We start from the raw sequence: 13,899 nt of genomic DNA, 5'->3' as shown, positions 1-13,899 counted from the left end.
AATGCAAGCATTCTTCAAGGAACTCGACGCTATCGTCGACGCGGGCTGGGCCCAGATCAAGCAGGGCGCCTACTGGAAATTCAGCCTGGACAACCCTACGCCACCAGCCCTCTACCAACAGCTCATGCTCCAGGTCTACCACTACACTCGCTACAACTCGGTGAACCAGGCCGCCTGCGCTTTCAGTGCGGATCCTGAGGAGACGACGCTGTTGCGCTTCGTCTACAAGCACGCCCTGGAAGAGCTGGGCCATGAGCGCATGGTACTGCGTGATCTCGAGTCGGTCGGGCTGCTGCCGCAAGCCATGCCGGCACCCCTGGCGCCGACCCAGGCACTGATCGCCTTTCTCAACGATGTGGCTATCCGCAAGGGACCGATCGCTCGCCTGGGCTACAGCTACTGGGCCGAGGACGTCTACGAGCACATTCAACCGATCCTGGAGCGGTTCCGTGCCGACCTGGGCTTGAAGGATGAGCAGATGACCTTCTTCGTCGCCCACTCGACCATCGACGAGAAGCACGCCGAGGAAGTGCGTATGGCGATGCAGCGTGCGGTGAAGACCGAAGAAGATCGTCGTCAGATCAAGGAAGTGGCACGCGTCACGCTGTGGCTGACCGGGCAGTTGATGGAAGAGGCTTTGCGCGCCTACCTGGCTGGCGAAGAAGGGTTGCGGGAGGCGTCCTGAATCATGAATCTGACCATCATTGTCGGGTCAAGCCGACCTTGTGGTGTCAGTGCACGGGTGGTGGCGCTGGTGCGCCGCCACCTGGGCGAGGAGGTCGCGGTCGATGACATCTGGCTCAAGGATTACCGGATCGATTACTGCGACGCCGACAACGCCTGTGCCGACCAGGACTGTCAAGTGCAGGACGACGTCGGGCAGTTGGTGGTGCGGCTGGACCGCGCCGATGCGGTGCTCTATCTCCCCGTGATGCACGCCTACGGCACCAACAGTCGCTTCCAGGCGTTTCTGGAGCGAGTCGGCTATGGCTTTCTGCGGCCACGAGAGCGTCCGTTGCGCAACAAGCTCGCGGCGATTGCGGTCGTCGGCCGACGCTATGGACACACGGCGGTTTTCTCCCAGGTAGCGCTGAACGTGCTGCTCAACAAAATGATTCTGGTCGGCTCGGGATTTCCAGCGTGCTTCCAGACCCAACTGGCCCACGATCCTGAAGCGGAACAGGCCCTGCGCGAGACATTGGACCGGCTCTGTGAGCATCACTGTCGACTTAACCCCCCAGCCCTTGCGACAGGCAAGCCGGAAAGAATCCTGCGGCCCATTCAATTTCAGAAGGGATAACTGTCATGCCATTGAAAGATTCATTGCTCGCGTTACTGGTCGCGTTTCTCTGGGGCGCGCAGGTCACCGCAGTGAAAATCGGCGGCGCCGAGTTGCCGCCTATCCTCATGGTCGCCATGCGCTACGCGATCATGGCGCTGTTTCTCCTACCGCTGCTCAAGCGCGTCAAACGTGAACAGTTGGCGTCCGTGGCCCTGATCGCCACGATTACCGGGACCTTGCATTTCGGTTTGCTGTATTGCGGTATCGCCCGGGTAAATGCCTCCACCTCGGCGATCATCTATCAACTGGCGGCACCGTTTACCCTCGTCCTGGCATTCGCGTTATTGGGGGAAGTCCTGAAACTGCGGCTCCTGGCGGGCATCCTGCTGGCGTTCGCCGGTGTCCTGGTGCTACTGGCTACGCCATCGGCGGGCGGGACGTTCATCGGCATGTTGCTGGTGGCGCTGGCGGCCTTGGCATTCGCTGCCGGGTCGGTGTTGACCAAGCGTCTCGGGCCCCTGGATCCGCTGGCCTTGAGTGCCTGGACGGCGGTCATCTCCGCACCGCAACTGTTGCTGTGGTCGTTCGTGCAGGAAGGCGAGCAATGGACACGCGTCTACACGGCCAGCGCCCAGGCGTGGTGGGCGGTGCTCTACACCGCGCTTAGTGGTGGTCTGCTGGGGTTCGGCCTGTGGTTCTGGTTGCTCGGCCGCAACTCGATGCAGCAACTGAGTCCGTACCTGCTCCTGGTGCCGGTGTTCGCGATTGCTGTCAGCCAGGTCATGCTCGCCGAAGGTTTCAGCCAGCGCCTGGTGATCGGCGCCGTGTTGACGCTGTCAGGTGTGGCGCTATGCCAACTGCGCCTGCCGGCAAGATTTTCCCTCAAAGCGGCTAACAAAGGACAAGGAGTGACGGATGAACCGCGTTGATCGACTGCTGCTCGGCACTTTGCGCCTGGTCCACCGCTGGCGGTTCGGTTTGAAACTGCGCTGGCACACCGGTACACATGGACGCCTGGCCTATCTGCAAAGCCCTGCACGGCACCCGCGGACGACGCTGGTCATGCTCCATGGGTTGGGTGCCAGCAAAGACCAGTGGGGGCCTGCGATGCTGGGCATGGCGCGCCATCACCATTGTGTTTTCGTCGACTTGCCGGGGCATGGCCAATCCGTGTACGAGGCGGGTGCTGGCTTTGGACCCCAGGCAATGCTGGCGGAACTCGAAGGCTTGCTGGATACGCTCGTCGAGGGCCCCTTCGTGCTGGTCGGCAGCTCTTTGGGCGGGTGCGTGGCCGGGCTGTATGCGGCGAAACACCCGCAGCGTGTCAGTCACTTGGTCTTGCTGGCGCCAGCCGGTCTGGGTGAGCAAGCGCTAGGCCCCACATTGAAAGCAAGCCTGCAAGGCGCGGGTACGGTGTTTGGTTATCGTACGGTCGAAGAGATGAAGTGCTTCTGGAGCATGGTGTTCAAGGCGCCGCCCGAGGTAGGAGGGCGCTTGGCCCAGGCCATGGCGGCTAGCGGCAGGTCGAGGTTTGCCGGTGTGCAGCGGGTCGTCGAGGATTTTCGACGCGAAGGCCTGGACGTGCTGCTCGAACGGTTGCCTCAGATTGCTGCGAAGACGCTGGTGATCTGGGGACGGCATGATCAAGTGTTCCTGCCAACGGCCCTGGAGACCTTGCTCCAGCAACTGCCCGATGCACGCGGCGAGTTCATCGAGGACTCCGGGCATGTGCCCTATCTTGAACGGGGTGCCGATGTGGTTGCGGCCATCTCACGGTTCATTGCGACGCCCAGAACCTAACAGCTGGAAATTTGCTCCTTAAGATACCTAACTTTCAGGATCTATTTCCGGTCACTCAGGCCGCTTCTGATAACTATCGATCACTTCCTGCGCCGCCCGAAACGCATCGATCGCCGCCGGCACGCCCGCATACACCGCGCAATGCAGCAGCGCCTCGCGAATTTCTTCCACGGTGCAGCCATTGTTCAGCGCGCCGCGCACGTGGCCCTTGAGTTCCTGGGGACACTTGAGCGCGGTGAGGGCGGCGAGGGTGATCAGGCTGCGGGTCTTCAGCGGCAGGCCTTCGCGGCTCCAGACGCTGCCCCAGGCGTGTTCGTTGACGAAGTCCTGCAACGGCTGGGTGAAGTCGGTGGCGTTGCCCAGGGCGCGGTCGACGAACGCATCGCCCATCACCTGGCGCCGCATGTCGAGGCCGGTCTTTGGAGTGTCGGTCATGGCAAATCCCTCTTGTGGTGTTGGCGGCGCCAGGCGCGCACCGAGGTGAACAGCAAAAACGCGAGCAGGGTCGGCAGCACGTAGAACAACATCAATCGTTCAAGCTGGCCGGCCAGCGGCATGCCTGTGGTGAACGACACCACGTGAAGCCCGTAGACCGCGTACAAGCCCAGCAACAGCAAGCCTTCGGCGCGGGTGACGCGGTAGCCGGAGTAGAACACCGGCAGGCACAGCACCGCGACGCCGAGCATTACCGGCAGGTCGAAATCCAGGGCATTGGGCGAGACCGAGAGCGGTGAGGGCGCGGCGAGGGCGGTTACACCCAGCACGCCCAGCAAGTTGAACAGGTTGCTGCCGATCACGTTGCCCACCGCAATGTCGCGCTGGCCGCGCAGTGCGGCGATCAGCGAAGTGGCGAGCTCCGGCAGCGAGGTGCTGACGGCGACGATGGTCAGGCCGATGATGCGCTCCGACAAACCCAGGTCCGTGGCCACTTCCACCGCAGCGCCCAGCAACAGGTGCCCGGCGAACACCAGCATCGCCAGGCCCGACGCGATCATCACCAGGCTCCTGGGCCAGGATGCATGGGCCACCTCGCCACCCAGCGGGTGCGGCCGAGCGGAGTGTCGTGACTGGCGCAACAACAGGCCCAGGTACACCGCCAGGGCCATCAGCAGGACAACGCCGTCGAGTCGGGTCAGTTCCTCGTTCCAGGCCAGCACGAACACCAGCAGGCTGGCGCCGATCATCAGCGGGATGTCGAGGCGCACCAGTTGGCGCGAGACGCGCAGCGGGATGATCAGCGCCGACAGCCCGAGGGTGACGAGGATATTGAAGATGCTGCTGCCAATCACACTGCCCACGGCGATGTCGGCGTTCTGCGCCAGGGTCGCCTGCAGGCTGACGGCCATTTGCGGCGCGCTGCTGCCGAAGGCGACGACGGTCAGGCCGATGATCAGCGGTCGCACCAGCAAGCGTGCCGCCAGGCCGACGGCGGCGCGCACCAGCAGTTCGGCGCCGGTGATCAGCAACAGCAGGGCGCCGAACAGTTCGAGCAGGCTGAGCAGCGATAGGGCGTTGATCAGGGAAATGGCCGGGCTCCGTCTATCAATCGTCGAGGGCTTGCACGCGTACACGCGCGGTGCCGGTGCGCAACATGCCCAATTGTTCGGCAGCGGCGCGCGATACGTCGATCAGGCGACCGCGTGTGTACGGGCCGCGATCATTGATGCGGACCACGACGCTCTCATCGTTGCCAAGGTTGGTGATTTTCACCCGAGTGCCGAATGGCAACTGGCGATGTGCGGCGGTCAGGCCGTGCTGGTCGAAACGCTCGCCGCTGGCGGTGCGCTTGCCATGGTGCCTGGAGCCGTAATAGGAGGCGACGCCGGTCTGGTCGTAGCCGTGTGGATCGACCGTCCCGCTCTGGCTGGCACAGCCGGCCAGCAGGGACAGCAGGGCGCAGGCGCCGAGGAGACGCTTCATCTGAGAGGTTCCAAATACAAATGTGGGAGCGAGCTTGCTCGCGATGGGGCCATCACATTCAACATCTAGGTTGACTGTCATACCGCTATCGCGAGCAAGCTCGCTCCCACAGGGGGTTGAGCCAGATTCAAAGACTGGCTCCATGGCCATCAGCCTTCGAGCTTGCTTTTGAGCAATTCGTTGACCTGTTGCGGGTTGGCCTTGCCCTTGGAGGCTTTCATGGCCTGGCCGACGAAGAAGCCGAACATCTTGCCGCGCTTGGCTTCGTCTGCCGCACGGTACTGTTCGACCTGCTCGGCGTTGGCCGCGAGCATTTCATCGAGCACCGCGCTGATCGCACCGGTGTCGGTGACCTGCTTCAAGCCGCGCTTCTCGATGATCTCGTCGGCGCTGCCCTCGCCATTGGCCATGGCTTCGAAGACCATCTTGGCGATCTTGCCGGAAATGGTGTTGTCCTTGATCCGCAACAGCATGCCGCCCAGTTGCTCGGCCGAGACCGGCGACTCGTCGATTTCCAGGCCCTGCTTGTTCAACAGGCTGCCCAGTTCGACCATCACCCAGTTGGCCGCCAGCTTGGCGTCGCCGCCGATGCTCACGACTTTCTCGAAGTAATCGGCCTGTTCGCGGCTGGTGGCCAGGACGTTGGCGTCATAGCTCGACAGCCCGAATTGCGCCTGGAAGCGCTCGCGCTTTTGCGGCGGCAGTTCCGGCAAGGTGGCGCGTATGTCATCCAGGAACGAGTTCTCGATGACCACCGGCAGCAGGTCGGGATCGGGGAAGTAACGGTAGTCGTTGGCTTCCTCCTTGCTGCGCATCGGACGGGTCTCGTCCTTGTTCGGGTCGTATAGGCGGGTCTGCTGGATGACCTTGCCGCCGTCCTCGATCAGCTCGATCTGGCGTTGGATCTCGCTGTTGATCGCCTTCTCGATGAAGCGGAACGAGTTGACGTTCTTGATCTCGCAGCGGGTGCCGAATTCGGCCTGGCCTTTCGGACGGATCGACACGTTGCAGTCGCAGCGCAGCGAGCCTTCGGCCATGTTGCCGTCGCAGATGCCCAGGTAGCGCACCAGTGCATGGATCGCCTTGACGTAGGCCACGGCTTCCTTGGCGCTGCGCATGTCCGGCTCGGAGACGATCTCCAGCAATGGCGTGCCGGCACGGTTCAGGTCGATGCCAGTGGCGCCGTTGAATTCTTCGTGCAGGCTCTTGCCGGCGTCTTCTTCCAAGTGCGCCCGGGTGATGCCGACGCGCTTGACCGTGCCGTCTTCCAGGGCGATGTCCAAGTGGCCCTTGCCGACGATCGGCAATTCCATCTGGCTGATCTGGTAGCCCTTGGGCAGGTCCGGGTAGAAGTAGTTCTTGCGGGCGAACACGTTGTGCTGGCCGATCTCGGCGTCAATCGCCAGGCCGAACATGACCGCCATGCGCACCGCTTCGGCGTTGAGCACCGGCAGCACGCCGGGCATGCCCAGGTCCACCAGGCTGGCCTGGGTGTTGGGCTCGGAACCGAATGTGGTCGAGCTACCGGAAAAGATTTTCGACCGGGTGGTGAGCTGGGTATGAATCTCCAGCCCGATCACGACTTCCCATTGCATGTGTTTCTCCTCAGAAGTCTTATCAGGGGATTTTGAAACGTCGCGAGCGAAGGTAAGGCAAGGCGAAAACTGGCGAGAAAGCGGAGTTGACTTTAGTCAATGAGCATTTCGAGCCAGTTTTCAACGCAGCATTACCGAGCGCAGCAGTTTCAAAACCCCTGAGGGGTGCGGGTGTGCCAGTCAGTGTGTAACTGATACTGGTGGGCAACGTTCAACAGGCGGCCTTCCTGGAAATACGGCGCGAGCAACTGCACGCCCACCGGCAGGCCATCGACGAAACCGGCCGGCATGGACAGGCCCGGCAAGCCGGCGAGGTTGGCGGTGATGGTGTAGACGTCTTCCAGGTACTCGGCGACCGGGTCGCTGTTCTTGGCGCCGAGCTTCCAGGCCGGGTTCGGCGTGGTCGGGCCGAGGATGATGTCGACCTCGTTGAAGGCGGCCATGAAATCGTTCTTCACCAGGCGGCGGATCTTCTGAGCCTTGAGGTAGTAGGCATCGTAGTAGCCGGCGGACAGCGCGTAGGCGCCAACCATGATCCGGCGCTGCACTTCGGCGCCGAAGCCTTCGCCACGGGAGCGCTTGTACAGGTCGACCAGGTTTTCCGGGTTCTCGCAGCGATAGCCGAAGCGCACGCCGTCGAAGCGCGACAGGTTCGAGGACGCTTCCGCCGGGGCGATCACGTAGTACGCCGGAATCGCGTGCTGCATGTTCGGCAGGCTGATTTCCTTGATGACCGCGCCGAGCTTCTCCAGCGCCTTGACGCTGTTGTGGACCAACTCGGCGATGCGCGGGTCGAGGCCGGCGCTGAAATATTCCTTCGGCACGCCGATGCGCAGGCCTTGCAGCGAACCGTTGAGGCTGGCGCTGTAGTCCGGAACCGGTTCATCGATGCTGGTGGAGTCGTTCGGGTCGAAGCCGGCCATGCCTTGCAGCAGGATTGCGCAGTCTTCGGCGGTGCGGGCCAAGGGGCCGCCCTGGTCGAGGCTGGAGGCGTAGGCGATCATGCCCCAGCGCGAGACGCGACCGTAGGTCGGCTTCAGGCCGGTGAGGTTGGTGAACGCCGCTGGCTGGCGAATCGAGCCGCCGGTGTCGGTGGCGGTGGCGGCCGGCAACAGGCGCGCGGCCACGGCGGCGGCGGAACCACCGGACGAGCCACCCGGCACGTGTTCCAGGTTCCACGGGTTCTTCACCGGGCCGTAGTGGCTCGACTCGTTGGCCGAACCCATGGCGAATTCGTCCATGTTGGTCTTGCCCAGGGTCACGGTGCCGGCGGCGGCCAGCTTGGCGACCACGGTGGCGTCGTACGGGGCCTTGAAGTTGTCGAGCATCTTCGAGCCGCAGCTGGTGCGGATGCCCTGGGTGCAGAACAGGTCTTTATGGGCAATCGGCGCGCCGAGCAGGGCGCCGCTCTCACCGTTGGCGCGACGGGCGTCGGCGGCCTTGGCCTGGCTCAGGGCCAGCTCCTCGGTGAGGCTGATGAAGCTGTTGAGCTGCGGGTCGAGCTGGGCGATGCGCGCCAGCAGGGCCTTGGTCAGCTCTTCGGAGGAAAACTTTTTGTCGGCGAGTCCGCGGGCGATCTCGGCCAGTGTCATGTGATGCATGAGAGGCTCTTTCCCTTTAGTCGATGACTTTCGGAACCAGGTACAGGCCGTTTTCGACCGCTGGCGCGATGGACTGGTAGGCCTCGCGGTGATTGGACTCGGTCACGACGTCGGCGCGCAGGCGCTGGCTGGCTTCCAGTGGGTGGGCCAGCGGTTCGATACCGTCGGTATCGACCGCCTGCATCTCGTCGACCAGCCCGAGAATGCTGTTCAGGGCAGAAGTGATGTGTGGAAGATCGGCTTCATTGAGGCCCAGACAGGCCAGATGAGCGATTTTTTCCACGTCGGAGCGTTCAAGCGCCATGGGATTCTCCAGTGGAAAACAAAACGGACGCAGTCAGTCCGTGTGTTAGATTGTCGGAACACTACCGCATTTCTACGGCGCTACCGCCGCGATTCAGAGGTTTGGTGCACAGAAAAGCGGCCAATTTAACATATTGGCGCCTTGCCCAAAATCCCTGTCGTTGTTAGAGTTTGCCGCACTTTTTTACCCACGCGTTGCCTAGGGTCCCTTTCCCATGTTCAAGAAACTGCGTGGCATGTTTTCCAGCGATCTTTCCATCGACCTGGGCACTGCCAACACCCTTATTTACGTGCGCGAGCGCGGTATCGTCCTGAATGAACCCTCGGTCGTGGCCATCCGCACCCACGGTAACCAGAAAAGTGTCGTGGCTGTCGGTACGGAAGCCAAGCGCATGCTGGGCCGTACACCGGGCAACATTGCAGCCATTCGCCCCATGAAAGACGGCGTGATCGCCGACTTCAGCGTCTGCGAAAAGATGCTGCAGTACTTCATCAACAAGGTTCACGAAAACAGCTTCTTGCAGCCCAGCCCTCGCGTGCTGATCTGCGTGCCTTGCAAATCCACCCAGGTGGAGCGTCGCGCCATCCGTGAATCGGCCCTCGGTGCCGGTGCCCGTGAAGTGTTCCTGATCGAAGAGCCAATGGCTGCGGCCATCGGTGCCGGCCTGCCGGTGGAAGAAGCCCGCGGTTCGATGGTTGTCGACATCGGTGGTGGTACCACTGAAATCGCGTTGATCTCCCTCAACGGTGTGGTCTACGCCGAGTCCGTGCGTGTGGGCGGCGACCGTTTCGACGAAGCGATCATCACTTACGTGCGTCGCAACTACGGCAGCCTGATTGGCGAATCCACCGCCGAGCGTATCAAGCAGGAAATCGGCACGGCCTACCCGGGCGGCGAAGTGCGCGAAGTCGACGTTCGCGGTCGCAACCTGGCCGAAGGCGTTCCACGCGCGTTCACCCTCAATTCCAACGAAGTGCTCGAAGCGCTGCAAGAGTCGCTGGCGACCATCGTCCAAGCGGTCAAGAGCGCCCTGGAGCAGTCCCCGCCAGAGCTGGCGTCGGACATCGCCGAGCGCGGCCTGGTGCTGACCGGTGGTGGCGCGCTGCTGCGTGACCTCGACAAGCTGCTGGCCCAGGAAACCGGCCTGCCGGTGATCGTTGCCGAAGACCCGCTGACGTGCGTTGCCCGTGGCGGTGGCCGTGCATTGGAAATGATGGACAAGCACACCATGGACCTGCTCTCCAGCGAATAAGCTCGGCTGGATGGTCTATGTTGTTCGCTCCCGGGCAGCACTTTGCAGTGCTGCCCGTTGGCGTTTATCTTCTGTCATTCGTATCCAGGCCGGTTTGATGCCGTATGAATAAAGAAAACATTTGCCTGGGAGGAGCGGCCTATTAAACCGCTTTTTGCCAAAGGCCCCTCATTGGGTGTGCGCCTGCTGGTGTTGGCCGTGCTATCGGTTGCGCTGATGGTGGTGGATGCCCGTTTCACGCTGCTCAAGCCAGTGCGCAGCCAGATGTCGCTGGTGTTGATGGAGTCCTACTGGATCACCGACCTGCCGCAACGGTTGTGGCAGGGTGTGGCCAGTCAGTTTGGCAGCCGGACCGAACTGGTCGCCGAAAACGAAAAACTCAAGACCGAAAACCTGCTGTTGCAGGGGCGCATGCAGAAGCTGGCGGCCCTCACCGAGCAGAACGTTCGGCTTCGCGAGTTGCTCAACTCCTCCGCGCTGGTCAACGAGAAGGTCGAAGTGGCCGAGTTGATCGGCATGGACCCCAACCCGTTCACCCACCGCATCATCATCAACAAGGGCGAGCGCGACGGCGTGGTCCTCGGCCAGCCGGTGCTCGATGCCCGTGGCCTGATGGGGCAGGTGGTGGAATTGATGCCCTACACCTCCCGTGTCCTGCTATTGACCGACACCACCCACAGCATTCCGGTGCAGGTCAATCGCAACGGCTTGCGGGCGATTGCCAGCGGTACCGGCAACCCGGAACGGCTGGAGCTGCGGCATGTGGCCGACACCGCCGACATCAAGGAAGGCGACCTGCTGGTCAGCTCCGGCCTCGGCCAGCGATTCCCTGCCGGTTATCCGGTGGCGACGGTCAAGGAAGTGATCCACGACTCCGGCCAGCCATTCGCCATCGTGCGCGCGGTGCCGACCGCCGCGCTGAACCGCAGCCGTTACCTGCTGCTGGTGTTCAGCGACAATCGCACGCCTGAAGAACGGGCCAACGATGCTGCCGTGGCCCAGGAAGCCCAGGACCGGCAGGGCGGCGATTCGGCCACCCCGACGTCACCCGCTCCAGCACCTGTCCCGGCCACCGTGCCCAAGCCTCAGGTGGCGACACCTGTTGCGGCGCCGCCGGCCACCACCGCTCCGGCTACTCCTGCCGCGACACCCGCCAAGCCGGCCGTGCATCAACCGGCTGCCCGCCAGCCGGCGAGTCAACCTGCGAAGCCTGCGGCCAAGCCACCGGCCTCGACGCCCGCCGCTACGCCTGCCACCAGGGGAGCACGAGAAGAATGAGCAGTACTCGATCCGGTAACGGCTGGATGGTCTGGCTGACCTTCGCCATCGGCCTGTTGCTCAGCGTTTCACCGCTGCCGCAGTTCATGGAAATCCTGCGCCCGCTGTGGCTGGCCTTGCTGCTGGCTTTCTGGGCCCTGGCCTTGCCGCACAAGGTCGGCATGGTCACGGCCTGGTGCCTGGGGCTGGCCGAAGACGTGCTTTACGGCACGTTGTTGGGCCAGAACGCGCTGATCCTGACGCTGATTACCTTCCTGGTGTTGTCGTTGCAGCAGCGCCTGCGGATGTTCCCGATGTGGCAACAGTGTCTGGTGATTCTGGTGATCTTCGGCTTGGCGCAACTGGTGCAATTGTGGCTCAGCGCGCTGACCGGCAATCGCCAGCCGACCCTGGCGCTGGTCTTGCCGGCCTTGGTCAGCGCCTTGCTCTGGCCGTGGATAAGCTTCGGTTTGCGGGGCTTGCGCCTGCGTTTCAAAATCAACTGATTCGGTCAGGATATCTACACTTTCTTGATGACTTACAGGCAAAAGATTGAATTCCGCTGGGTTCTGTAGGCGCTGGCGAAGCCTGCGATCTTTTGATCTTGATCTCCACTTGCCACTCAATTGTCTGGGGCAAGATCGCAGCCTCGCTTCGCTCGTCAGCTCCTACGGCGTAGCCTGGCGGGGGCAATCTTTGGCCACAAAAGCCGGTCGCCTATAAGGGAGATGTCTTGATGAAACCGCTTTACCTCGCCTCAGGCTCGCCGCGACGACGTGAACTGCTCACACAGATCGGCGTGCCTTTTACCGCCATCGGTACGGACATCGACGAAACGCCCCTTGATCACGAAACCCCATCGGCCTATGTCGAGCGCCTGGCGCGTGGCAAGGCCGATGCTGGACGACGTGCCCTGGCAACCGACATCGATGGCTGCGTGCTGGGCGCCGATACCGCTGTCGTGCTGGACGGACGAATTCTCGGCAAGCCCCAGGATCAGGCCGACGCCGTGTCGATGCTCCTGGGCCTGTCCGGTCGCGATCACGAAGTATTGACGGCCATTGCCGTGCTGGATGGACAGCGTTGCGAATCCCGTGTGGTTCGCAGTCGGGTGGGTTTTCGCCTCATCACCGAACAGGAAGCCCTGGCCTATTGGGCCAGCGGCGAACCCCGGGACAAGGCCGGAAGCTATGGTATCCAGGGGTTGGGCGCGGTGTTCGTCGCCGGGCTCGAAGGCAGCTATTCGGCGGTGGTTGGCCTGCCGTTGTGCGAAACCGCGGAACTGCTGGGCCATTTCGGCATACCCTGTTGGCAAAACTTGAGCGCGCGCTGAGCGCTGACTGACTTGATGCGGCCATAATCGTGAATATGCCTGAACGAGACCCTGCCATGAGTGAAGAGATCCTGATCAACATCACGCCGATGGAATCGCGCGTGGCGGTGGTTGAAAACGGTGTCCTGCAAGAGGTCCATGTCGAGCGCACGCAGAAACGTGGCATTGTCGGGAATATCTACAAGGGCAAGGTGGTGCGCGTGCTGCCGGGCATGCAGGCGGCCTTCGTCGACATCGGGCTGGATCGAGCGGCATTCATTCACGCGTCGGAAATTTCCATGCGCGAAGGGCCGGCCGTGGAGAGCATCAGTGCGCTGGTCCACGAGGGCCAAAGCCTGGTGGTGCAGGTCACCAAGGACCCCATCGGTTCCAAGGGCGCACGCCTGACCACGCAGCTGTCGATTCCATCGCGCTACCTCGTGTATATGCCGCGCACGGCCCATGTCGGCATTTCCCTGAAGATCGAAGACGAAGCCGAGCGCGAACGTCTCAAGAAAGTCGTCAGCGATTGCGTGGAAAAAGAAGGGATCAAGGAGGCGGGCGGCTTCATCCTGCGCACCGCAGCCGAAGGCGCCGGGGCCGATGAGATCCTCATGGATATCCGCTACCTGCGCAGGCTCTGGGACCAGATCGCCGCGCAGATCAAGACCATCGCCACCCCCAGCGTGATCTACGAAGACCTGGGCCTGGCGCTGCGGACCCTGCGCGACCTGGTCAGCCCGAAGATCGAGAAAATTCGCATCGACTCCCGGGAAACCTTCCAGAAAACCACCCAGTTCGTCGCTGAACTGATGCCGGAAATTGCCGATCGCCTGGAGCACTACCCAGGCGAGCGGCCGATTTTTGACCTCTACGGTGTCGAAGATGAAATCCAGCGCGCCCTGGAGCGCAAGGTGCCGCTCAAGTCCGGCGGTTACCTGGTGGTTGATCCGGCCGAGGCGATGAGCACCATCGACGTCAACACCGGTGCGTTTGTAGGCCATCGCAATCTCGAGGAAACCATCTTCAAGACCAATCTTGAAGCGGCCACGGCGATTGCCCGGCAATTGCGCCTGCGCAACCTCGGCGGGATCATCATCATCGACTTCATCGACATGGAAGACGAAGAGCACCAGCGCCAAGTGCTGCGCACGCTGGAAAAACAGCTGGAGCGTGATCACGCCAAGACCAACATCATCGGCATCACCGAGCTGGGCCTGGTGCAGATGACCCGCAAGCGCACCCGGGAAAGCCTGGAGCAGGTGCTGTGCGAACCGTGCAGCAGTTGCCAGGGACGGGGCAAGCTCAAGACCCCGGAAACCGTGTGTTACGAAATCTTCCGGGAAATTCTCCGGGAGGCGCGCGCCTACCAGGCCACTGGCTATAGAGTGTTGGCGAACCAGAAAGTGGTGGACCGCCTGCTCGATGAGGAGTCAGGCAACGTGGCGGAACTGGAGGCCTTTATCGGACGCACGATTCGTTTCCAGGTGGAAACCATGTATTCCCAGGAACAATACGACGTGGTGTTGCTCTGAAGCGGCGTGTGGAGTGGCGAGGCCGCCCATTTGAATGCCTT

At 62.4% G+C, this 13,899-nt stretch carries 14 protein-coding genes and 1 pseudogene; 9 read left to right on the top strand and 6 right to left on the bottom strand.

The features are described from left to right. Position 1 precedes the first annotated feature (1 nt). Genes M8Q45_RS20465 through M8Q45_RS20450 form a run of 4 tightly spaced genes read left to right on the top strand, consistent with a single transcriptional unit; the run spans position 2 to position 3,082 of the window. Entirely contained in the window at positions 2–685 is a 684-nt protein-coding gene (locus tag M8Q45_RS20465; RefSeq protein ID WP_003200648.1) for an iron-containing redox enzyme family protein, read from the top strand. A gap of 3 nt (positions 686–688) precedes the next feature. Continuing rightward, complete coding sequence (locus tag M8Q45_RS20460) at positions 689–1,300, top strand: flavodoxin family protein (RefSeq protein ID WP_249876158.1); 612 nt, start codon at positions 689–691, stop codon at positions 1,298–1,300. Between the two features lie 5 nt (positions 1,301–1,305). Next, positions 1,306–2,211, top strand: a complete 906-nt coding sequence (locus tag M8Q45_RS20455; protein ID WP_249876157.1) for a DMT family transporter — start codon at positions 1,306–1,308, stop codon at positions 2,209–2,211. Further along, entirely contained in the window at positions 2,198–3,082 is an 885-nt protein-coding gene (locus M8Q45_RS20450; RefSeq protein WP_249876156.1) for an alpha/beta fold hydrolase, read from the top strand. The genes M8Q45_RS20455 and M8Q45_RS20450 overlap by 14 nt, the downstream gene beginning before the upstream one ends. A 51-nt stretch (positions 3,083–3,133) precedes the next feature. Here M8Q45_RS20450 and M8Q45_RS20445 read toward each other — a convergent pair whose 3' ends face one another. The 6 genes and pseudogenes from M8Q45_RS20445 to gatC form a co-directional block, all read right to left on the bottom strand. Further along, positions 3,134–3,517, bottom strand: coding sequence for a carboxymuconolactone decarboxylase family protein (locus M8Q45_RS20445; RefSeq protein ID WP_249876155.1), 384 nt, complete (start codon positions 3,515–3,517; stop codon positions 3,134–3,136). After that, complete coding sequence (locus M8Q45_RS20440; RefSeq protein ID WP_249877368.1) at positions 3,514–4,575, bottom strand: calcium/sodium antiporter; 1,062 nt, start codon at positions 4,573–4,575, stop codon at positions 3,514–3,516. The genes M8Q45_RS20445 and M8Q45_RS20440 overlap by 4 nt, the downstream gene beginning before the upstream one ends. Positions 4,576–4,624: 49 nt before the next feature. Then, positions 4,625–5,002, bottom strand: a complete 378-nt coding sequence (locus tag M8Q45_RS20435) for a septal ring lytic transglycosylase RlpA family protein (protein WP_181287586.1) — start codon at positions 5,000–5,002, stop codon at positions 4,625–4,627. A gap of 149 nt (positions 5,003–5,151) precedes the next feature. Beyond that, positions 5,152–6,603: pseudogene (gene gatB, locus M8Q45_RS20430) on the bottom strand (Asp-tRNA(Asn)/Glu-tRNA(Gln) amidotransferase subunit GatB); the annotation flags it as partial. Positions 6,604–6,746: 143 nt separating this feature from the next. After that, positions 6,747–8,198, bottom strand: a complete 1,452-nt coding sequence (gene gatA / locus M8Q45_RS20425) for an Asp-tRNA(Asn)/Glu-tRNA(Gln) amidotransferase subunit GatA (protein WP_249876153.1) — start codon at positions 8,196–8,198, stop codon at positions 6,747–6,749. A 16-nt stretch (positions 8,199–8,214) separates the two neighbouring features. Then, the gene (gatC, locus tag M8Q45_RS20420) at positions 8,215–8,502 is read right to left on the bottom strand and encodes an Asp-tRNA(Asn)/Glu-tRNA(Gln) amidotransferase subunit GatC (protein ID WP_020297123.1); all 288 of its coding nucleotides are present in this window, start codon (positions 8,500–8,502) and stop codon (positions 8,215–8,217) included. Between the two features lie 214 nt (positions 8,503–8,716). Here gatC and mreB point away from each other — a divergent pair, with 214 nt between their 5' ends. The 5 genes from mreB (at position 8,717) to rng (ending at position 13,858) form a co-directional block, all read left to right on the top strand. Further along, positions 8,717–9,754 carry a rod shape-determining protein MreB gene (gene mreB, locus M8Q45_RS20415; protein WP_002555108.1) on the top strand — a complete coding sequence of 346 codons (1,038 nt, stop codon included), beginning with the start codon at positions 8,717–8,719 and terminating at the stop codon, positions 9,752–9,754. Between the two features lie 141 nt (positions 9,755–9,895). Continuing rightward, a complete protein-coding gene (mreC, locus tag M8Q45_RS20410; protein WP_349654641.1) occupies positions 9,896–11,032 on the top strand; it encodes a rod shape-determining protein MreC in 1,137 nt (378 codons plus the stop codon). Further along, positions 11,029–11,517: a rod shape-determining protein MreD gene (mreD, locus tag M8Q45_RS20405; RefSeq protein WP_249876151.1), complete on the top strand. Its 489-nt coding sequence runs from the start codon at positions 11,029–11,031 to the stop codon at positions 11,515–11,517. Before mreC ends, mreD begins: the two co-directional genes overlap by 4 nt. Positions 11,518–11,747: 230 nt before the next feature. After that, complete coding sequence (locus M8Q45_RS20400) at positions 11,748–12,344, top strand: Maf family protein (RefSeq protein ID WP_249876150.1); 597 nt, start codon at positions 11,748–11,750, stop codon at positions 12,342–12,344. A gap of 56 nt (positions 12,345–12,400) precedes the next feature. After that, entirely contained in the window at positions 12,401–13,858 is a 1,458-nt protein-coding gene (gene rng / locus M8Q45_RS20395; RefSeq protein WP_249876149.1) for a ribonuclease G, read from the top strand. Positions 13,859–13,899 lie beyond the last annotated feature (41 nt).

The sequence above is a fragment of the Pseudomonas sp. T1.Ur genome, assembly GCF_023516725.1.
In the GTDB taxonomy this organism is placed as follows: Bacteria; Pseudomonadota; Gammaproteobacteria; order Pseudomonadales; family Pseudomonadaceae; genus Aquipseudomonas; species Aquipseudomonas alvandae.
The sequence above is the reverse complement of the archived record's forward strand: the minus strand, read 5'-3'. Positions and strand labels throughout refer to the sequence as shown.

Excerpts from the sequence above, each read along its gene's own strand:
- M8Q45_RS20465 (WP_003200648.1), top strand. The coding sequence starts at position 2 with ATGCAAGCATTCTTCAAGGAACTCGACGCTATCGTCGACGCGGGCTGG.
- M8Q45_RS20460 (WP_249876158.1), top strand. The coding sequence starts at position 689 with ATGAATCTGACCATCATTGTCGGGTCAAGCCGACCTTGTGGTGTCAGT.
- M8Q45_RS20455 (WP_249876157.1), top strand. The coding sequence starts at position 1,306 with ATGCCATTGAAAGATTCATTGCTCGCGTTACTGGTCGCGTTTCTCTGG.
- M8Q45_RS20450 (WP_249876156.1), top strand. The coding sequence starts at position 2,198 with ATGAACCGCGTTGATCGACTGCTGCTCGGCACTTTGCGCCTGGTCCAC.
- M8Q45_RS20445 (WP_249876155.1), bottom strand. The coding sequence starts at position 3,517 with ATGACCGACACTCCAAAGACCGGCCTCGACATGCGGCGCCAGGTGATG.
- M8Q45_RS20435 (WP_181287586.1), bottom strand. The coding sequence starts at position 5,002 with ATGAAGCGTCTCCTCGGCGCCTGCGCCCTGCTGTCCCTGCTGGCCGGC.
- gatA (WP_249876153.1), bottom strand. The coding sequence starts at position 8,198 with ATGCATCACATGACACTGGCCGAGATCGCCCGCGGACTCGCCGACAAA.
- gatC (WP_020297123.1), bottom strand. The coding sequence starts at position 8,502 with ATGGCGCTTGAACGCTCCGACGTGGAAAAAATCGCTCATCTGGCCTGT.
- mreB (WP_002555108.1), top strand. The coding sequence starts at position 8,717 with ATGTTCAAGAAACTGCGTGGCATGTTTTCCAGCGATCTTTCCATCGAC.
- mreD (WP_249876151.1), top strand. The coding sequence starts at position 11,029 with ATGAGCAGTACTCGATCCGGTAACGGCTGGATGGTCTGGCTGACCTTC.
- M8Q45_RS20400 (WP_249876150.1), top strand. The coding sequence starts at position 11,748 with ATGAAACCGCTTTACCTCGCCTCAGGCTCGCCGCGACGACGTGAACTG.
- rng (WP_249876149.1), top strand. The coding sequence starts at position 12,401 with ATGAGTGAAGAGATCCTGATCAACATCACGCCGATGGAATCGCGCGTG.